Genomic DNA, 21,248 nt, shown 5'->3' with positions numbered 1-21,248 from the left:
GTCTTGACTATTCGTGTTGAAATATTTTTCCGGGGTTATGATTCAAATTCTGTGTTTTTTGGGTTAATATAAATAGGAAAAAAGACCCTGTTTTGAATAGTATTTATACATACAATCTGTGTATGTATCTAATAATGGGTCTAAAGTCTTATTCTTTTTACTCTGCGGAAGGGGGATCGATGTCGGGGAAGCGCGCACGTTATTTGAATCTCGGGGGAATAGACATGAAAAAAATATCAATTAGCCGCAAGTTACTTATGGGTTTCTCATCTGTGCTGTTATTACTGGTGGTTGTAACGGTTATAGCCTATACCCAATTTGTATCCATTGAGAAAACGTATACAGAATTAATCAATAATAGAACAAGCAAACTACTGCTCATCAAAAATATGACGATAGATCTTAAATCACAACAGATTGCTTTGAGGAATTTTGTGATGGAAGACAATGACGTTAACGAAGATGAATTCAATAAGGCATATGAAGATTACATAGCGTTAAGCAAGGAATTACAATCTACGGTTACAAGTCAGAGCATGAAAGACTACCTCACACAATCAGATGAAGCGATGAGTAAGTATCATCAATTTGCTCAGAATATTATGACATTGACAAGACAGGGGAATAACAACGAGATCTCCAGATTAATGCAGGATACAGCTCCAGGTCTGATCGGTGAGTTTGAAGCCATTGTCAATAATATGGAGAAACATCAACAAGACTCCATGAATGCTGGCATTGTGAATGCCAATCTTCAGATTGCTCAAGTTCTTCGTTGGATTACTATTATTGGAGTCGCTTCCATATTGATCGGAACACTCGTAGCGTTCATCATTGGCAGACTGATCTCCTTGCCTGTTGCTGCAGTTGCTCTAGCCGCGAGTCGCATTGCAGACGGGGATCTGACTGGTGAACCCATTACAGTTCGTAACAAGGATGAGATTGGTGATCTGGCCCAAGCCTTCAACATCATGTCGGGGAATCTGCGTAGACTTATTCATCAGGTTGGGAATAGCGCAGAACACGTAGCTGCTTCTTCCGAGGAACTGACCGCAAGTACGGAGCAGACATCCACCGCCACGGAACAAGTGGCCATCACGATGGGGGAGATTGCGACGGGTATGGATACTCAGGTTCGGATGGTCAGTGACGGATTCCAGACGATGAATGAGTTAACGACAGGTTTCCAGCAGGTTACGATGAACACCTTGAATATGTCCGAGGAAGCGACGAAAGTTTCAGCGAAGACGGTATCTGGCAGTGAGTCCGTTGAATCCGCTGTAGGACAGATGAATTCCATACATGATACGGTCTCAGGTCTGTCGGCAGTTATTGAAGAATTGAGCAGATATTCTCGGGATATTGTGAAAATGGTGGATAGCATCTCTGAAATATCGGCTCAGACCAATCTTTTATCCCTTAACGCTGCAATTGAGGCTGCTAGAGCTGGTGAACATGGAAGAGGGTTCCAGGTTGTAGCAACAGAAGTTCGTAAACTATCCGAACAATCAGCACATTCAGCGGAACAGATTGCCCCTTTGGTAGCCTCCATGGAGAAAGGGATGCGGAACGCTGCTCAATCCATGAGTTTAGTCACGGCAGAGGTGCAAGAGGGAATTGAACTTGTTCACCAGGCAGGTGCTACATTTAATGAAATTCGGGAAGCGGTTGGTAATGTAGCGGGTCAAACACAAGAAGTCTCAGCTTCAATTGAGCAGATGTCAGCAGGTGTAGAGCAGATTAGTATTTCCATGAAAACCATTATGGAAGTGACGGAAAGTGGAGCTGCGGGAACGGAAGAGGTGAGTGCTTCTTCAGAGGAACAGTTGTCTGCAATGCAGGAGATCGCTTCTGCAGCCAATGATCTCTCGTCCATGGCAGAGCAGTTGCAACAGACTGTCCGTCAATTCAAAGTTGAATGAAACTCCGGCTTGAGAGAAAGTGTGGGTGAAGGTTGGGCGTAGGTGCATATAGCCTTTCGTATAATAAAGGGTGTCCATACAGCTAACCGCTGTCTGGGCACCCTTTTTGGTCATGATAAAGAAACAATGTGCAGCAAGGATAAGGTAGGTTAACGAATAGCGACTTTATACGTCCGCAACCAGGTATTGATCTGCGTCAGATATGCGAACAGTTGTGGACCAGACATCAATTGCCCGAACCACGGGAGATTCGATGCCGCATCTGGAGAAGAAGCTAAGTTACGAATCTGGGCTTTGTCGATTAAAGGCAAAATTGGCGAGGTTGGATCGTCCAGTATGTCAAGCACCTGTTGTTTAACCGCGGCCAGATATTGCGGATTATGTGTTTTCGGGTATGGACTCTTTTTGCGATATAACACATCGTCAGGCAGGACACCTTCGAGTGCTTTACGCAGAATACCTTTTTCCCGCCCACCCGTTATTTTCATTTCCCAAGGGATATTAAACACATATTGAATCAGGCGATGGTCACAGTATGGAACCCGCACTTCCAACCCAGCCCCCATACTCATCCGATCTTTGCGATCCAGAAGTGTAGGCATGAAACGTGTAATGTTCAGGTAGGACATCACCCGCATTTGTGCATCTTTACCCGTTTCCCCATCCAGAAGAGGCACTTCAGCCACTGCATCCGAATAGCGGTCTGCTAAATAGTCGAGTGGCCGAATCCATTCTCGTATTTCAGGCGATAAAAGCCCTGCTCGCATGTCAGGTGCTACAGACCATGGAAACGTACCGGAGTTCAGCATCTCATCCCGATGGAACCAGGGGTAACCGCCAAAAACCTCATCCGCTGCTTCGCCAGAAATGGCAACCGTGGCCCCTTTTTTGATCTCTTTACAGAACAGATAGAGCGAGGAGTCTACATCTGCCATGCCTGGCAGATCTCTTACTAGCATGGCCTGTGTCAGTGCATGAACCAGTTCTCCGTTCTCGATCTCAATCCAGTGATGATCGGTCTTGAGTTCATCCACCATTCGCTTAATCCAGGGTCCATCTGCACCCGGCTGAAAAGAATGCGCCTGGAAATGCTTGGCGTTATCCACATAATCGACAGAATACGTACTGACTTGGCCTTGCCCGGTCCGGTTGTAATAATCCACGGCTAATGCTGATAATGCACTGGAGTCCAGTCCTCCCGATAAAAGAGAGCATACTGGGACATCCGAAGCCAACTGGCGCTCCAGGGTATCTTGCAAGAGCGTTCGCACTTCGGCTGCCGTCTCCTCCAGGTTATGTTCGTGATGCTGACTTTCCAGTTTCCAATAGGCATAGGTTCGGATCCCGTTTCGGTTATAGATCAGCGCGTGTGCCGGCTTGAGTTCGCTCAATGAAGAGTACACGCCGTGTCCTGGTGTCCGTGCAGGTCCTACGATAAACACTTCGGCCAATCCTTCCGGGCCAACCGCGGCTTCTACATCTGGATGAATGAGCAGAGCTTTGGGCTCTGAGCCGAATACGAGTGTGTCTTTGGCATTACTGTAGAACAAAGGTTTCACACCAAGGCGATCTCGAGCCATAAAAACCTGTTCGCGTCCCCCATCCCATATGGCAAAAGCGAAAATACCGTTAAACCGGTCAACGCATGCCGGTCCCCACTCAATATAAGAGGCGAGCAACACTTCCGTATCACATTGCGTGCGGAACTGATGCCCCCGCTGGAGTAATTCCTTTTTCAACTCGGGTGCATTGTATAGTTCTCCGTTATACACGACGGTATAGGAGGTATCTCCCTGTAACGCATGCATGGGCTGTGCCCCGTTCTCGGGGTCCATTACACTAAGACGCCGATGTCCAAAGGCACAAGGATTGGAGATCCATGTACCTGAAGCGTCGGGCCCCCGGTTCGACAAGCTATCCGTCATACGGACCAGCAGCTCTGATTCCTGGGTCAGATCCCGATTCCACTGTATGAAGCCGGTAATACCGCACATGGTTTGTTCATCCTTTCTTGGTCGAGTCATTCATCCGTATGGCTGCTAATTACGGGCAACCAGCAAATGTTGTCTTTTTCGTCAGAAGTCGTAACAAATATATGCCGAAAGCAGGCATAAAATGTCTGTCCTCTTCGGAAACTAGTTCTAGGGACAACGGCCTCAACATGCCTGTGAAGGAGAGAACATGCAATGGACAGTATGAAGTATTATGTGTCTGTCATGGGCCGCTCCGTTATTCCGGATCCGTCGGTAACATCGTATGAATGGATCATTCAGGCAACGCCGCAGGAAGCGGAGCAATTACTGGGACTGCTGAACCTCATGCAGGAAAAGGAGGAAGAAGCCTTTCCTGGCATGGTATTCCCATGGCCAGATACACCGGAGGAGTCCGTTAACCGGGCGTATGAAACGATATTACAGCAGGTGTATCGGGAGATTTACCGATTAGGCACACCAGAGACACGATACCAGATTGAACAAACTACTTGATAAGCACAAAGGAAAAGGAGCGCGATGACGAATGTATGCCATTCAAGATGCTAAAATACGCAGATTAACCGAGGTAGACGGATTATCCTGTGCAGAAGTGGAAGTGCAGCCTGGAAATGCCGGAGATCCGTCATTACTTGTATACGTGGCCTCTACTCAACCTGGAAATTCACTGGAAGTCGTTCGGATTGTACGCAATCACTCTGATTCAGCGATCGACTGGTATAACAATAATATGCATACCGCGTTTGAAGAGGCGACAGAGAGCGCATTTGAGAACAGCGAAGGAATGACTGTGGAGGAAGACAAGGCTCAGTTTCAAAATGAGTTGTTTTCTTTTGGTTTGCTTGGTCCAACGCTTCAGCGTTATCTAATCGGGAAGGCTTAACAGGTGGAACGTTCCTGCAACACAAGTGTTGATAGCGGGATCGAATTCAATTTTTCGCATACTAGACAGTGATCTATTGGTGTTGCTGGTTGCTGTGACTGCATCTGTAACTGGAAAAACCCGCCGTTGTTGAACGGCGGGTTTTGTTATGCGAGGTCAGATTCAGGTGGAGATGTGATCAAGCGTACTCACGCAGCACTTGAATCCCTTTGACCACATTGTATACAAAGCTTAATCCGTAGATCACAAAGAATAGAACGACAAAGCCGACGGCGGAACCCAGGCTATGTGCAGTCACGAAGAAATAAAATAGCGGAATGGCAGCAAGAAAGGGGAATACATGTGAGAATAAGGCGCGTTTCGCATGTCCCTCAATGTATGCATCCTTGGCAACAATCCATACGATGATCGGAAACAGGAACGGGGCAAAGAAAATACTAAAGTAGGATAGGGCTGATAAAAGTTGTCTCATGACGATTCTCTCCTTCAATGCATCATTGAAATGTATGTATGCAAAAGATTACCCAGCAATTCTTACATTGAAAATGTCTGATGTTCATCTTACTCTAAATGTCCCAATCTCCTCAATATAACCTGGTTCAAGCTATCATATTCTCAAAGGGACTGGAGTATGAGAATAATACGGTAAGTACATGTATAGAGGTTGTTCAAAAGGTCCGCTCTTGATTATGAAGATGCCTTTTGAACTCGCGTTTTAGTATAATTATTAATTTTTTTATAAAACTATTGAAAAATATAGAAATCAGAGTATAATAAGAAACGCGCCGAAAATTTATTATACATATTTGTCTCAGTAGCTCAGCTGGATAGAGCAACGCCCTTCTAAGGCGTCGGTCGGGGGTTCGAATCCCTCCTGGGACGTAAAAAAGAAAACTTCCTTCAGGAAGTTTTTTTTGCGTTCAGGGGATGAGAACCCCGATGGTTCGTCGGAGCATTCGCTTCGTTAGCGCCACTTCGCAGTCTCGACTGCAAGGAGAGTATCCCTCCTGGGACGTAAAAAGAAAACTTCCTTCGGGAAGTTTTTTTTGCGTTCAGGGGAAGAGAACCCCAATGGTTCGTCGGAGCATCCGCTTCGTTAGCACCACTTCGCAGTCTCGACTGCAAGGAGAGTATCCCTCCTGGGACGTAAAAAGAAAACTTCCTTCGGGAAGTTTTTTTTGCGTTCAGGGGAAAATCGGTTTATTGGTTATACCTATAAATAATATAGAATTTATATATTTAAATAATAAACAATTCTATGCCACAATGAGGATATCAATAACGAAAGCGACGGTGGTATCCATGAAATCATTAAATCAATGGCATGCAGATGAGTATGACAACAAGCTGGCTTTTGTCTCTGAATATGGCAAAAACCTGATCTCTTGGCTTCAACCCCAAAGAGGGGAATACATTCTTGATCTGGGTTGCGGGACGGGGGATTTGACGTATGAGATTTCTCTGGCCGAAGCTGAAGTTATGGGTATGGATGCATCGCCGGACATGATTCGCCGTGCGAGGGAGAAATTCTCTGGAATCGAGTTCGTGGAAGGAGACGGTCATCAGTTTGAGACGAATAGACTGTACGATGCCGTCTTCTCCAATGCAGCCCTGCACTGGATGCGAAGTCCGAGATTAGTGGTGGATAGTATATGGAAATCTTTGAAGCCCGGGGGGCGTTTTGTAGCAGAATTCGGTGGTAAAGGGAACGTGCAGACCATTGTGAATGCACTAGAGGAAGTTGTCGAGCGAAACACGGGCATTCGTGCTTCTGAACGTAATCCTTGGTATTTTCCGTCGATCGGAGAATATAGCCATATTTTAGAACAAGGCGGATTTCTGGTGCGTCATGCCTATCACTATGACCGTCCTACCAGATTGGAAGATGGTGAGCAGGGTATAGTAGGCTGGTTGGCTCATTTTGGAGGAGACTATTTTGAAGGTTTCAGTCATGATGAGATACAACAAATATGCCATGAAACCAGTCAAATCGTAATGCCTTACCTTTGGAAAGGTGATGCTCTGTATGCAGATTACAAGCGTCTGCGTATTGAAGCCGTGAAGCCAGAATGAAGTTGGTTTTTGTGATATTTATCAATGTTAAACGAATTACATTTACCCTTTGTTCACTAAAAAACTTCACCTGTATACCAAGAATCTCTTACTGATAAAGAGGCACTTGGTCTTTTTTTGATGCATTATTTTAAAAATGTAATATTCAAACGACAAATAATTACAAGTTGAAATTTTTATCATACTCAAGACCCATATAAGTAATTTTTATATCATTTATGTAAGTATTTAGAAGGAAAATGTGGTATTTTGATAGAATAATTTACCAAGGGTCAATCTTCTTGCAGATAGGTGGTGAAATTGGAGTGCGTATTGCAGTACGTGCGAACAGCAGGAACCCATCATATGGTGAGGTATTCACATTTAAAAGGAGGGGCAAAGCCTTGAGTAAACGATTGATATCCACGTTATTAAGTGTTCTGATGGTCTTTTCCATTATTCTCCCCGCGGCTGGAGCCGCTCCCGCAGATTCAGTTATTCAGCTTGAGAACTTACCCAGTACAGCCGAAGCCAAACAATGGAGAGAGATTCTGGCAGGACGGGAAGCCAAACTTGCCGCAGATCCATTTTTGGATAAAAGCTTGGAAGGCCTGGGTGGAGAGAACACCCGAGTGATCGTTGAGCTTTCCAATAAACCTGTTGCAGTAGCGCAAGGTGAATCAACCCTCTCCGGAAAATCTTTTACCTCCTCTATGGAAACAAAGGCTGTGACTCAAGTTGAGCAACAACAACAGTCATTTGTACATAGCCTCACTCAGAAGAAAATCAAACATGAAGTATTGGAAGAATATGCATATGCCCTGAATGGTGTAGCGATTGAGCTTAAAGGAAACCAAGTGGGACAATTGCTTCAAATACCTGGCGTGGTCAGTGTATATCCTGACCTTGAATTTACAATAGCGCCTGAGACAGATGAAGTGAACCCGTACATGAAAGACACGGCGCCTTTTATTGGTGCACCTGAAGTATGGGATCTGGGTTACAAAGGAAATGGCATCAAAGTGGGTGTCATCGATACAGGGATTGACTATGAACATCCTAATTTGCAGGAAGCTTACAAAGGCGGATGGGACTTTGTTGGTAACGACAATGATCCGTATGAAGCGACATATCAAGAATGGAAAAGTTCAGGGGAACCTGAGTTTAACGAAAGGGGAAGTGCCTTTTACACATCCCACGGTACGCACGTAGCCGGTACCATTGCTGCTCGTGAAGCAGGGGATTACGGGATTGTTGGCGTTGCTCCTGAAGCAGATATCTATGCATACCGTGTACTTGGGCCGTATGGTAGTGGTCAAACCTCATGGGTGCTCGGCGGAATTGATCGTTCCGTTGAAGATGGCATGGATATAATTAATCTCTCTTTGGGGAATGCCGCTAACGATCCAAGTTATATTACCTCGGTAGCCCTGAATAATGCGATGCTGTCTGGTGTGACAGCAGTAGTTGCCAGTGGCAATGACGGACCAAACCGTTATACACTCGGTTCTCCGGGGGCGTCTGCCATGGCTATTACGGTAGGTAACTCTACAGGACCTAGTCAGCTTATTACAGCGGATACTCACTTCTGGATTGGTGAAGAAGGCGAAGAGACCCTGCCTGAACAACAACCGGTGCCAGAGGTTGAACCATCTCCTGAACTGGGGACGGCACCTGGAACAGAAGAGCCTGAAGGTTCGGAGCAAGGTGTACCCGCAACTGCTACTGAAGAAAGTGCAGCAACTGTGGAGGATGCAGTTTCTGACGAAGCTGGAGTTTCGAATGTAGAAGAAACTGCAACTGAAGAAAATACGCCATCTGCATCGCCTTCTGCACCGGTTGAAGCTGCTCCTGAAGCTGCTCCTGTGGAAGAAGAGTCTGTAATTGCTCCAACTGAAACTCCACTGGCCGTTACAGAGTCGGTTTACCGTTTGGATCTGATGGGATGGAGCCTGTCAGCAGACCCTGAGACTGTTTTGACAGGGAAATATGAGCTTGAATTTGCAGCACTGGGTAAGCCAACTGATTTTGAAGGTAAGGATTTTACAGGTAAAGTGGCATTAATACAGCGTGGTGAACTCGCATTTGTAGAGAAAATCGCCAATGCCAAAGCGGCTGGAGCCGTGGCTGTTATCGTATATAACAACATCCCGGGTCCAATCGGTGTAAGTCTGGGCGATAACTTTGAACTCATTCCAACACTGAGCATGTCCAAAGAAGATGGAGAGGTTATCAAGGCTGATCTAGACGCAGGACAAGCCGTTGAAGTGAGCTTTAGTGATTTTGAACGTTCTCAAACTCCGGGCGATGAGATGAATTCATCCAGTTCACGTGGACCTGCCAAGGTAACGCTGGACATCAAACCGGATATTGTTGCACCAGGTACAAGCATTCTGTCTACGATTCCTGCCTACGGCAAGGATGAGCCAGACGCAGATTACGCACAAGCTTATGATCGTAAATCAGGTACAAGTATGGCTACACCTCATGTAGCAGGGTTGATTGCACTGTTGATTGAGAAGCATCCGGACTGGACGCCATTTGATATCAAAGTTGCGCTCATGAACAATAGTAAAGTGCTGGATACAACCAAGTTTGATGTATTTGATCAAGGTGCTGGCCGCATTCAGGCTGTGAACACCATCGATCCTGCTGCTTTTGTCAAAGTGCTTGATGTAACTCAATACACCGAAAGTGGCGCTGTTGTTGAAAAGGAGAATATCACCGGAAGCATCAACTACGGTAATTTCCTGAGCACAGATGAAAAGACGATCACCAAAACGATTAAAGTTGAGGCGTTGAATGGTAGTGGTGGGGATTACACCGTAAATGTGAATCCTACTCGTAATGTCGCTGGTGTATCTGTTGCAGTAGACAAAAGTTCCTTCACACTGAATGGTGAGGAAGAACTTGCAGTAACAATCACCGTTCCACGAGGGGTTACTGCGACTACAGAAGCACAAGGATACATTGAGCTTTCGAACGGAACCAATACGTTTAGTGTGCCATATGTTGCTCATTTCAACGTTACGTTGAGTGGAGTTAAATATATTGAAACTGTAAAAGGCACTGAAAAAAATCCATTCCACTATCCATTGAAGGCTGATGGTACGTTGGATACCCTTAATGTAGCGATGGAATTCTATAATCCGATGACATTCGCCCTGATTGAGATTTTTGATGGTCTTGATCCGGAAGGTGGATATTATCAAGATGGTTATATCGGCTCCATTTTCGGTAACTATTATAACTTCAATGCAAATACAAGATACAATCTTGCTTGGAACGGCACATATGCGGATTACACAACCGATGAAGTGACAGAGATTCCGGATGGTTTATACACCGTTGATATCACTACCATTGGTACAGACGGCAAAACCTATAAGGAAGACACTTCGCCATTTTTGGTGAAAAAGACAGCTCCGGTTGTAACTGCACCAGAAACATTGGAGTTCAAAGCGGATGAGTCTGCTGTCCTTAATGGTAGCGTGGAAGATTTGTACTTCCGTGTTGCTCCTGCGCTTGCCAGCGGATGGGACATCACGTTTGATCCGGCAGCTTCCCTGGAAGCAACGTATGTTGTGAAAAAAGAGGATGGTTCGGTTTATAAAGAGGGAGTCTTTGAAGTACAAGCTGATGCCACCTTTAGCCTTCCTTTAGAAGGATTTGAAGCAGGCGAGTATGCCGTTGAACTTACGGTAAAAGACCAACAGGGGCTTTCGGGTACAGCCAATACGGTACTGAAGTTGGAAGCCGTGGAGACCGAACCTGAAACTCCGGCTACCAAGGCGCCAGGTACGCCTGTATTGTCTCACAATAACTGGATAGGTAACGGCCTGCCAGAGGGCTCGTATATCGTTACAATGAACCTGTGGTGGGGCGAGAACGGAACTAGCTACAAGTTATATGAGGACGGAGTTTTGGTTGATACGCAGAAGTTGACTTACAACGCGCCTTGGGCGCAGTTTGCTCAGACGAAGATCACAGGCAAAGCCAATGGCACATATACGTATGTGGCCGAGCTAACTAACGACAAGGGAACAACACGGAGTCAGACGTTGACTGTTAGGGTGACCAACGCAGCGCCAGGCAAAGCGGTTCTCTCTCAGGATAACTGGGATGGCGATGGCCATTATAAGGTGACCATGAACCTGTGGTGGGGGACCAACGCTACAGAGTATCGTCTTTATGAAAATGATAAGTTGATCGACACGCAAGAACTCCGTGCGGTAACACCTCTTCCGCAAAGTGCCGTGACTACACTGTCCGGGAAAAAATCGGGCACGTATACGTATCGGGCAGAGCTAATTAACGCAGCTGGAGTTACCAGCACAGACACGATTAAGGTAAAAGTGAAATAAGTTCCTCCTCATTGAAACTGATTAAATTAATGAAGGAATTGTTCTATGCATAAACGGCCTCCATCCTGATTTTCAGGATGGAGGCCGTTTTGTTTCTATAAATGAATGGTATGACTAACCGATCATCCGATTTTTGCTTGCTTGAAGCCCTGCGATTAGTAAAGCAATGGCCAGAATGACCTGTATGAGCAGCGGAAGGGTCCATCCTTTTGTCCAGTCATGAAGCATGCCGAACAGTAGAGGTCCCACTGCCGCCAGCATATATCCGAAGGACTGGGCCATACCGGACAGGCTGGCAGCTTGTCTGGCATCTTTTGAGCGAAGGACGAAGAACATGGTTACCAGTCCAAACGAAGCTCCAGCTCCTATTCCTGCCAACGTGACGCCGATGGTAACGAGCGAAGCGATGCCACTTAACAATAATGCATACCCGACAATTAAAGAAGAGCACGTTATCGCGGTTAGAACACGTTGATCTCGCGTTCGGCCGGCGAGGATCGGAACGATAAAGGTGGCTGGTACACTAACCATCTGCATCAAGGAGAGCATCCACCCTGCTGAAGTGGGGCTGAATCCTTGCTCAGCGAGAATTTCGGGTAGCCAGGTAATCGTCGTATAGAATATTAGAGATTGCAGACCCATAAATAAAGTAATGAACCAGGCTAGTTTAGAGGTTCTTAGACGCACGGGTGTCCCTTCGCTCTGGGAGGTAACATATAACATCTGCTTACGTCCTGCGGCGATCTGGGGGAGCCACAAGAGAAGCGCAAGTATGGACAACAGGGCCCACACGCCTAACGAAGCGCGCCAACCCATAGATGTTGCTCCGGCTAAGGGCACACTCACACCTGAGGCGATGGCGCCAAATATGTTCATGGATACAGAGTATAATCCGGTGACGATACCCACCCGCAACGGAAAATCACGTTTGATCAAACTTGGCAAAAGCACGTTGCTTAATGCAATGCCGCATCCCAATATTGCGGTTCCAGTATATAAGGAGAGAACGGAAGGCAACAAGCGCAAGGCCACTCCAGTGGTCACGATGATAACAGCCAATAGCAGAGCAGATTCGAGTCCTAACCGTTTGGCAAGACGTGGTGCAAAAGGAGAGACTGCTGCAAAGGCGAGCAAAGGTAGTGAGGTCAAAAGCCCGGCCATCGTATGGCCAATACCTGTATCTGAGCGGATCATCTCCACTACAGGTCCGGTTGCCGTGATCGGTGACCTCATGGTAGCGGCGATAACGATAATGCCTGCTAATAACAGGCCGAATCTTTTGGATGTCGAAGAATGTTCTTCCTCGGCATGGATGGACGAGTGCTGCTGTACTGAAGATGACATTGATAAAATCTCCTGTTTCCTAAGAAGTTGATATGTATGGATTGTTACATTATCCACTCCGCAAGCATAACATTCTATGTCAATATTGAGCAATGAAATGAAAAAAAGCACCCACAAGTGCGCGGGCCTCGGACCATCTTGGACCTGACAAACTCTAACGAATCGAAGAGGTCTTATAGAACGGATAATCACTATGTTCAGATTCTAATGAACCTCAGCAACGTTAATCAGGCAACTTACTGCAAATGAGTGAGGTAACAACCTTGAATTGTTGAAATAAGCTCTCTAAGATTCGTTAGAATTCCATGATACTTAATATGGGGGGAATAGAGTGTCCTAGATTCGTTAGATCTTCGATACTGCAACATGTCGTCCATATAAGGAGCAAATGCGAACGTTCCAATTAAGCGACAGAGCATGAAACGAAGCGAATGCTTCGACGAACCATTGGGGTTCTCATCCCCCAGAACGCAAAAAAACTTCCCGAAGGAAGTTTCTTTTTAATACGTCCCAGGAGGGATTCGAACCCCCGACCGACGCCTTAGAAGGGCGTTGCTCTATCCAGCTGAGCTACTGAGACATGAATTTTTTCAAGCAAAACTGATTTTATCATATGCATACAGGAATATCAAGCATTTTATTTTAAACTGTTTTTCGTATATGATATTTGGCGGCAGTAACGTTTTTTTCATTATATTTAAGGTTATGTTAGAATATCAGGAGAACTCAAAAAATAGATCGACAATCGTTTTAATATATACATCTATTTAGGTTGATTCCAACTGGAGATTCAGGATATAGAGGAGGTGCTCCCATTAAGGAATCCACGACCCCGGAAACCGAGCATAACAACAATATTGTGCTGTTTCCTAAGACGCTGGACTATTACCAGATTCAATTGACAGTTATGCTTGAAAATGAACGGTATGGTGAAGCGATGAAATTGCTTCACTTTTTGCTGCAATGTCAGGGACAGGAAGAGCGGCATTATGATGAATGGCGGGCCCTGCTCGAATGGCTTCAGGCAGCATTCCCTCAATATGAAGAAACCTCGCCTGCCGTTCTTGAAGAACGAGAAGAGGAAGAAGAGATTAGTGAGGAAGACATGGCACGGCATCATGCTCGAATGAAGCTTGAACAGGATGATGGCTATGCAGATAAGATGCTTCGTACAGTAATGGAGGAGCCGCTGTCCGAACAGACAATGCTGGCTTTGGAGCAGTTGGCCTATCTGGATCTGCCGAAGATTGACGAGGCGCTTACCAGTTGGTTAAAAGACAAGTCGCTTCACCCTCTTCTTCAATTCCGGGTGCTGCAGACCTTGCGTCGCCGAGGTGTTCAAGGTATGATCCTGTTTACGAGAGGCGAAGAGCAGGTTGAAGTCGAGATCGATACCGTGCCTCTTAAACCAGAGGAGTTCCCGCTCCAAATTGTTCAGATTCTGGAACGAGTGGCAGATCAGACGGAGGTTCATGAACCTACGCTCTTTTATTTTGCCCAGGAACTGTGGATACAATATGTCATGGCGGTGTATGGAACCCGCGATTATATATCGATGCTGGAAGAAAATGATTCCATGACAGATATATGGGCAGCAGCTCTACATATGACCGTTGCAGACAGTCTTGGTGGTTCGCATGATGAGGAGAATACACGCTCAATGTATGCTGTGACAGGCGCGATGCGCTTTCGCCTGGAGCAGGCTTATCGTTCCATGAAGCAGTTTGTATCTGCCGGTTTGGACGGCTAATCGAGGCCGGAAACGTTTTCCTTAAACTGTATCAAGGGATTCCCCTTGAAAAAGAATCTAATCTTGTTTATACTAAAATGGTTATTTTGTACGTGATTGCCTACGTGAACATGTGAATTTTGGAGGGGAAAGTATACAATGAAAGCAACTTGGGAAAAGATAGAGAAGAACCTTGGGGTTCTTGAGGTTGAAGTGGATGCGGATCGTGTAACTGCAGCACTCGACAAAGCTTTTAATAAAGTGGTTAAACAAGCAAACGTACCTGGATTCCGTAAAGGTAAAGTACCACGTTCCATCTTCGAAGCACGTTTTGGTGTAGAGAGCCTTTATCAAGAAGCAATCGACATTTTGCTTCCTGAAGCTTATACAGAAGCAATCGACCAAACGGATATTTTCCCGGTTGATCGTCCTGACGTAGATGTTGAACAATTCGCTAAAGGACAAACATTCAAGTTCAAAGCGAAAGTAACTGTGAAACCTGAAGTTACTCTGGGTGAGTACAAAGGAATCGAAGTTGCTGTAGCAAAAGGTGAAGTAACGGATGCAGAAGTGGCTGAAGAACTTGAGCGTCTTCAACAACGTCACGCTGAACTCGTTGTAATCGACGAAGGTTCCGCTGCTAACGGCGACGTTGCAGTAATCGACTTCGACGGTTCCGTTGATGGTGTACCTTTCGAAGGTGGACAAGCTGAACGTTATTCCCTGGAACTGGGTTCCAACACATTCATTCCTGGATTTGAAGAGCAAGTTGTGGGTCTGTCCACAGGTGACTTCAAAGACGTAGAAGTGACTTTCCCAGAGAGCTACCATGCAGCAGAACTTGCTGGCAAACAAGCAGTATTCAAAGTGAAAATTCACGAAATCAAGCGCAAACAGCTTCCTGCATTGGATGATGAGTTTGCTAAAGATGTTAGCGAATTCGACACACTTGAAGAGTACAAAGCTGACCTGAAAACACAATTGGAATCCCGTAAAGCTGACGAAGCCAAAGCTGCACAAGAAAATGCAGTTGTAGAAAAAGTGGCTGAGAACGCTGAAGTGGACATTCCGGCTGCAATGGTTGACAGCGAAGTACAAAACATGATGCGTGATTTCGACAACCGTCTGCGTAACCAAGGTATGAACCTTGAAATGTTCCTGAGCTTCTCCGGCCAGACTCAAGCTGACCTGAGAGGACAAATGCAAGAAGATGCTTCCAAACGTGTTCGCAACAACCTGGTGCTTGAAGCTGTAGGTAAAGCGGAAAACATTGAAGTATCTGACGAAGAAGTGAATCAAGAACTCGAGAAAATGGCTGAATCTTACAAGCGTCCTGCTGATGAGATCCGTGGCATCCTCGAAGGTAATGGTTCCCTGGACAGCCTTCGCGATGAAGTGAAACTGCGTAAAACGATTGATGTTCTTGTTGAGAACAGCACAGTTGTTGAGCCAGTTGAAGCTCCAGCCGAAGAAGTTGTTGCAGAAGCTGACGAAAAATAAGACAAGCTGCTATCATCTTGTCAGTTGAATAAACGATAAGGCACGTGAGTTATTGCGTGCCTTATTTTTAAATTATGACATCCATTTTATAGAAAATGAAGTAATTATATGGATGAACACTAATTTTATTGATCTGTGTACACTTTTTACATACCTATGTACTTCATGCAAATAAAAAACGGCAAGACGGCATAGGATGGCTTCAATTTGCACATACATAGAAAACATGGTTAAATATGATCAGGCTAAAAAAGTAATCAAACTGATGTCTGACCCCTCTTGTGAAAAATGACATTGTCACAGGAAAGTGTTAGAATGAATTTGGGTTTGCTTTACAGGTGGCCTATGTCTAATTACATGTAGAAAAGAGGTTGGTCTCATGAGTCTGGTGCCAATGGTTATAGAACAAACCAATCGAGGCGAGCGGTCTTACGATATATATTCACGTTTGCTGAAAGATCGCATTATCTTTCTAACCAGTGCGATTGATGACGATGTAGCCAATCTTGTCATAGCACAGCTTTTGTTTTTGGCAGCCGACGATCCTGAGAAGGATATCAGCTTGTACATTAACTCACCTGGTGGTTCTGTCACCGCAGGGATGGGTATATACGATACGATGCAATTTATCAAGCCGGATGTATCTACCATTTGCGTAGGGATGGCAGCAAGCATGGGCTCGTTATTGCTAACAGCCGGTGCACCTGGCAAGAGATATGCGCTGACGAACAGCGAAGTAATGATTCATCAGCCGCTTGGCGGTATTCAAGGACAGGCTGCGGATATTAAGATACACGCAGAATGGATTATTAAAACACGTCAGAAACTGAATCAAATATACGTCGATCGTACGGGTCAACCTCTTGAGAAAATTGAGCGGGATACAGACCGTGACTTCTTCATGAGCGCTGAAGAAGCTAAGACGTACGGCATTATTGACCAGGTGCTCAGTAGACCGATCAATTCCTAAAGGGGTGGTTTCATGTTTAAATTTAACGATGAGAAAGGGCAACTGAAATGCTCTTTTTGCGGTAAATCTCAGGAGCAGGTGCGCAAGCTGGTCGCTGGACCAGGCGTGTACATTTGTGATGAATGTATCGAACTTTGCACCGAAATCGTTGAGGAAGAACTCGGTCATGATGAAGAAATAGACCTCAAAGATATTCCAAAACCAAAAGAAATTCGTAATATTCTGGATCAATATGTTATTGGACAGGAACAAGCGAAAAAATCATTGTCTGTTGCAGTGTATAATCACTACAAACGGATTAACACACAAAGCAAGATTGAAGACGTTGAATTGTCGAAGAGTAACATTTTGCTGTTAGGACCTACGGGTTCGGGTAAAACGTTGCTTGCACAAACGATGGCAAAAATTTTGAATGTACCTTTTGCTATTGCGGATGCTACGTCATTAACAGAAGCAGGTTATGTGGGTGAGGATGTAGAGAACATCTTGCTCAAACTGATCCAGGCTGCTGATTATGATGTGGAAAAAGCAGAGCGTGGCATTATTTATATCGATGAGATTGATAAAGTAGCGCGTAAATCCGAAAACCCATCCATTACTCGTGATGTATCGGGTGAAGGTGTGCAACAGGCTCTCTTGAAAATTCTTGAAGGAACTGTGGCTTCTGTACCACCACAAGGTGGTCGTAAACACCCTCATCAAGAATTCATTCAGATCGATACAACGAACATCCTGTTCATTTGCGGCGGTGCCTTTGATGGTCTGGAGCAAATGATCAAACGCCGGATCGGTAAAAAAGTCATTGGCTTCAATACCGTTTCTGAGCAAAAAGATCTGAAACCAGGTGAATACCTGGGTATGGTATTGCCGGAAGATTTGCTGAAATTTGGTCTGATTCCGGAGTTTGTAGGCCGTCTGCCAGTCATCTCCACGTTGGAGCCGCTGGATGAAGATACGTTGGTACGGATTCTGTCCGAACCAAAAAATGCGCTTACCAAACAGTACCAAAAACTGCTTGAGCTGGATAATGTGAATCTGGTATTTGAACCAGCTGCATTGCTCGCGATTGCAAAAGAAGCAATTAAACGTAACACAGGTGCACGTGGATTACGTGCCATCATTGAAGGGATCATGCTTGAAATCATGTATGAAGTGCCTTCACGTGAAGATGTTACGAACTGTGTCATTACTGAAGAAGTTGTTGAGAAAAGAGTTGTGCCTGAACTAAGCCAATCAAAGGACGATAAGCAGGAAGAAAGCGCCTAAATGTGGCCGGGAATCCCGTTGAACTCTGAAATATAGACTTGTCAGTTCTCCACTTTGGCAGAAGGCGAATTCATGTCTCTGTCAGGGTGGAGCTTTGACGTTGTGGGGAGAGAAATCACTCATGTATTTAAGACAGGATACACGTCCCGTGAAAGTGGGAAACGTAACGATCGGTGGCAGTAACGAAGTCATTATCCAAAGTATGTGTACAACCAAAACGGCAGATGTTGAGGCAACGGTTGCAGAGATTCTGCGACTGGAAGAAGCGGGCTGTCAAATTGTACGTGTTACGGTGAATAATGAGGAAGCTGCCGCAGCCATCAAGGAAATCAAGAAACGCATTCATATCCCGCTCGTAGCGGACATTCATTTCAACTATAAGCTGGCTTTACTTGCGATTGAGAACGGCATTGATAAAGTACGGATTAATCCAGGGAACATCGGTAAACGTGCTAAAGTGGAAGAAGTGGTTAAGGCTTGTAAAGACCGCGGTATTCCGATCCGGATCGGAGTAAATGCAGGCTCTCTGGAAAACCATCTTCTGGAGAAGTATGGGTATCCTACGGCAGATGCTATGGTAGAAAGTGCATTGTATCACATTGGTATTTTGGAAGAGCTTGATTTCCATGATATCATCGTGTCTCTCAAAGCATCGGATGTGCCGATGGCCATTGAGGCTTATACTAAAGCAGCTCAAATTATTCCGTATCCGTTGCATCTGGGGATTACCGAAGCAGGTACACTGTTCTCCGGTACGATCAAAAGCTCTGCAGGTATGGGAGCCTTGTTGTCCATGGGTATTGGTTCTACGATGCGGATCTCACTGAGTGCGGACCCGGTAGAAGAAATTAAAGTCGCTCGTGATCTGCTCAAAACATTTGGACTCATTACGAATGCAGCTACTTTGATCTCCTGCCCAACATGTGGACGTTTGGATATCGACTTGTTCTCCATTGCTAACGAAGTGGAAGAGTATATCTCCAAACTTAAGGTGCCGATTAAAGTATCGGTGTTGGGTTGTGCGGTTAATGGTCCAGGTGAGGCTAAAGAAGCGGATATCGGGATTGCCGGTGCTCGTGGAGAAGGTCTCTTGTTCCGTCACGGCAAGATGATCCGTAAAGTGCCTGAAGAAATTATGGTTGAGGAATTGAAAAAAGAGATCGACAAAATCGTCGAAGCCTACGAAGAGACAGGTGTTATTCCTGGTCGTTCGCACTGATTGATTCATATCTTGTTACTACAAAAGCTCGCCAGCGATGGCGGGCTTTTTATATTCTCGTATACAAATTCTGCATTGCCCGTTTACGTCTCGTTGAAAAGGCTATACTACCAAGTATTAGCATGATCTCATATGAGAATAGGGACAGAAGGAGGATGTTGAGACATGGGTGATTTCGGAATGTTCATAATGTTGATTCAGTTATTTTTTGGAGTGGTGATTGGTTTGTATTTCTGGAACCTGCTGCGTGGCCAGAAAACAAACCGCAGTGCCGTTGAGCGTGAATCTCGCAAGGAACTGGAGAAGCTGCGCAAGCTGCGTTCGATTTCACTCACCAAGCCGCTGTCGGAGAAGACACGTCCCGCGACCATTAATGATATTGTTGGGCAAAAGGACGGGCTTCGTGCCCTTAAAGCTGCATTATGCAGTGCGAATCCGCAACATGTTATCATTTATGGCCCTCCCGGGGTCGGGAAGACAGCTGCCGCAAGGGTGGTGCTGGAAGAGGCCAAGAAGAATCCATCTTCTCCTTTCAAACCAGACGCGAAATTTACCGAGCTGGATGCAACAACAGCCCGTTTTGATGAACGTGGTATAGCGGACCCCTTAATTGGTTCGGTTCATGATCCGATATATCAGGGAGCAGGAGCCATGGGCGTTGCAGGTATTCCTCAACCGAAACCGGGGGCTGTGACGAAAGCGCATGGGGGAATGCTGTTTATTGATGAAATTGGTGAATTGCATTCGATTCAGATGAATAAGCTGTTGAAAGTGTTGGAGGATCGCAAGGTGTTTTTGGAGAGTGCGTACTATAACTCGGAAGACACGCATACTCCTGCTTATATCCACGATATTTTTCAAAATGGCCTGCCGGCCGATTTCCGCCTTGTTGGAGCAACGACACGTTCCCCTCATGAACTGCCACCGGCCTTGCGTTCGCGCTGCATGGAAGTTTATTTCCGTCCTTTGTTGCCTGAAGAGATTGGACGAATTGCAGAAGATGCTGTTCAGAAAATAGGATTCAGTCCATGTCCGGATGCCGTTGATGTGGTCAAGCGATATGCAACCAATGGACGTGAAGCGGTCAATATCATTCAGCTGGCTGCTGGACTTGCGCTGACAGAGAAGCGTGAGACGCTTCAGGCGTCCGATGTAGAGTGGGTGGCTGGTAGCAGCCAGATTCAGCCACGGCCTGACCGGAAGGTCCCTTCACAGCCACAGGTGGGGTTTGTTAACGGCTTGGCGGTATACGGACCCAATATGGGAACCATTTTGGAAATCGAAGTGTCTGCTGTTCCGGCTCTTAAAGATCAAGGCCGAATCAACATTACAGGCGTTGTGGATGAAGAAGAGATTGGAGGCGGTTCGCGTACACTCCGGCGAAAAAGTATGGCTAAAGGCTCGGTTGAAAATGTGTTAACCGTATTAAAAGCCATGGGTATTCGTCCGAATGATTACGATTTACACGTGAATTTCCCAGGTGGGACGCCTATTGATGGTCCATCAGCCGGGATTGCCATGGCGACTGCCATTACATCAGCCATTCAGGGGCGCCCTGTAGATCATGAGACAGCGATGACTGGCGAGATCAGTATTCATGGTCGGGTTAAGCCAATTGGTGGCGTGCTGGCCAAGGTGGAGGCTGCTTTTCAGGCGGGAGCGAAGACGGTTATTATTCCCGCGGAGAACTGGCAGTCCATTTTTGAGAATCTGGATGGCTTGCGCGTTATCCCGGTAGATACGGTACAGGACGTATTCCGTGAAGTGTTCGCTTGGGTTCCGGAATCACAACAGATGGAACAAACGAAGCTTGCAGAGGAGACAGTTGCACCTGCACCGGAGATTTTTCCACCGGCATCCGCTTCCTATTTGCGTGCTGACGTGCCTCGTCCAGGACAGGTTACAGATTCGGGAAGCTGCTAAACGCTTCCCTTCAATTGGTTTTTTATGTGAACATTTGATAGAATAATGAATGACTACAACCTGAGAGCCATTGGAGGTGCGAAAG

At 45.8% G+C, this 21,248-nt stretch carries 14 protein-coding genes and 2 tRNA genes; 12 read left to right on the top strand and 4 right to left on the bottom strand.

The features are described 5' to 3' along the window. Positions 1-224: 224 nt before the first annotated feature. Positions 225-1,922, top strand: a complete 1,698-nt coding sequence (locus NKT06_RS24940) for a methyl-accepting chemotaxis protein (protein ID WP_253440355.1) — start codon at positions 225-227, stop codon at positions 1,920-1,922. 149 nt (positions 1,923-2,071) lie between these two features. On the opposite strand, the gene asnB is transcribed toward NKT06_RS24940, so the two are convergent. Next, complete coding sequence (asnB, locus tag NKT06_RS24935) at positions 2,072-3,916, bottom strand: asparagine synthase (glutamine-hydrolyzing) (RefSeq protein ID WP_253440352.1); 1,845 nt, start codon at positions 3,914-3,916, stop codon at positions 2,072-2,074. Positions 3,917-4,108: 192 nt separating this feature from the next. Here asnB and NKT06_RS24930 point away from each other — a divergent pair, with 192 nt between their 5' ends. Together NKT06_RS24930 and NKT06_RS24925 are read left to right on the top strand one after the other, a co-directional pair. After that, positions 4,109-4,408, top strand: coding sequence for a hypothetical protein (locus NKT06_RS24930; protein ID WP_253440349.1), 300 nt, complete (start codon positions 4,109-4,111; stop codon positions 4,406-4,408). Between the two features lie 31 nt (positions 4,409-4,439). Further along, the gene (locus tag NKT06_RS24925; protein WP_253440346.1) at positions 4,440-4,796 is read left to right on the top strand and encodes a hypothetical protein; all 357 of its coding nucleotides are present in this window, start codon (positions 4,440-4,442) and stop codon (positions 4,794-4,796) included. A gap of 178 nt (positions 4,797-4,974) precedes the next feature. Here NKT06_RS24925 and NKT06_RS24920 read toward each other — a convergent pair whose 3' ends face one another. Further along, positions 4,975-5,268: a magnetosome magnetite crystal formation protein family gene (locus NKT06_RS24920; RefSeq protein ID WP_253440343.1), complete on the bottom strand. Its 294-nt coding sequence runs from the start codon at positions 5,266-5,268 to the stop codon at positions 4,975-4,977. A gap of 336 nt (positions 5,269-5,604) precedes the next feature. On the opposite strand from NKT06_RS24920, the gene NKT06_RS24915 reads away from it, so the two are divergent. The 3 genes from NKT06_RS24915 to NKT06_RS24900 all read left to right on the top strand — a co-directional run bounded on the left by NKT06_RS24915 (position 5,605) and on the right by NKT06_RS24900 (position 11,212). After that, positions 5,605-5,678 (top strand) — tRNA-Arg (locus tag NKT06_RS24915). 420 nt (positions 5,679-6,098) lie between these two features. Further along, entirely contained in the window at positions 6,099-6,869 is a 771-nt protein-coding gene (locus tag NKT06_RS24910) for a class I SAM-dependent methyltransferase (protein ID WP_253440340.1), read from the top strand. Between the two features lie 383 nt (positions 6,870-7,252). Next, entirely contained in the window at positions 7,253-11,212 is a 3,960-nt protein-coding gene (locus tag NKT06_RS24900; RefSeq protein ID WP_301290131.1) for a S8 family serine peptidase, read from the top strand. Positions 11,213-11,326: 114 nt separating this feature from the next. On the opposite strand, the gene NKT06_RS24895 is transcribed toward NKT06_RS24900, so the two are convergent. Beyond that, positions 11,327-12,556 carry a CynX/NimT family MFS transporter gene (locus NKT06_RS24895; protein ID WP_253440337.1) on the bottom strand — a complete coding sequence of 410 codons (1,230 nt, stop codon included), beginning with the start codon at positions 12,554-12,556 and terminating at the stop codon, positions 11,327-11,329. A 506-nt stretch (positions 12,557-13,062) separates the two neighbouring features. Further along, positions 13,063-13,136 (bottom strand) — tRNA-Arg (locus NKT06_RS24890). A gap of 234 nt (positions 13,137-13,370) precedes the next feature. Between NKT06_RS24890 and NKT06_RS24885 the strand changes: the two genes are divergently transcribed. The 6 genes from NKT06_RS24885 (at position 13,371) to lonB (ending at position 21,163) form a co-directional block, all read left to right on the top strand. Next, complete coding sequence (locus NKT06_RS24885) at positions 13,371-14,306, top strand: hypothetical protein (protein ID WP_442033495.1); 936 nt, start codon at positions 13,371-13,373, stop codon at positions 14,304-14,306. A 138-nt stretch (positions 14,307-14,444) separates the two neighbouring features. After that, positions 14,445-15,785 carry a trigger factor gene (gene tig, locus NKT06_RS24880; protein WP_253440335.1) on the top strand — a complete coding sequence of 447 codons (1,341 nt, stop codon included), beginning with the start codon at positions 14,445-14,447 and terminating at the stop codon, positions 15,783-15,785. 379 nt (positions 15,786-16,164) lie between these two features. Beyond that, a complete protein-coding gene (clpP, locus tag NKT06_RS24875; RefSeq protein ID WP_036605886.1) occupies positions 16,165-16,755 on the top strand; it encodes an ATP-dependent Clp endopeptidase proteolytic subunit ClpP in 591 nt (196 codons plus the stop codon). A 12-nt stretch (positions 16,756-16,767) separates the two neighbouring features. After that, entirely contained in the window at positions 16,768-18,021 is a 1,254-nt protein-coding gene (clpX, locus tag NKT06_RS24870) for an ATP-dependent protease ATP-binding subunit ClpX (protein ID WP_253440333.1), read from the top strand. Positions 18,022-18,142: 121 nt separating this feature from the next. Beyond that, the gene (gene ispG / locus NKT06_RS24865) at positions 18,143-19,240 is read left to right on the top strand and encodes a flavodoxin-dependent (E)-4-hydroxy-3-methylbut-2-enyl-diphosphate synthase (protein ID WP_253440330.1); all 1,098 of its coding nucleotides are present in this window, start codon (positions 18,143-18,145) and stop codon (positions 19,238-19,240) included. A 165-nt stretch (positions 19,241-19,405) separates the two neighbouring features. Next, positions 19,406-21,163 (top strand): ATP-dependent protease LonB, encoded by a 1,758-nt coding sequence (lonB, locus tag NKT06_RS24860; protein WP_253440327.1) that lies wholly within the window; start codon positions 19,406-19,408, stop codon positions 21,161-21,163. Positions 21,164-21,248 lie beyond the last annotated feature (85 nt).

It is taken from the genome of Paenibacillus sp. 1781tsa1 (assembly GCF_024159265.1).
GTDB lineage: Bacteria > Bacillota > Bacilli > Paenibacillales > Paenibacillaceae > Paenibacillus.
This window is presented reverse-complemented; position numbering and strand designations above follow the sequence as displayed.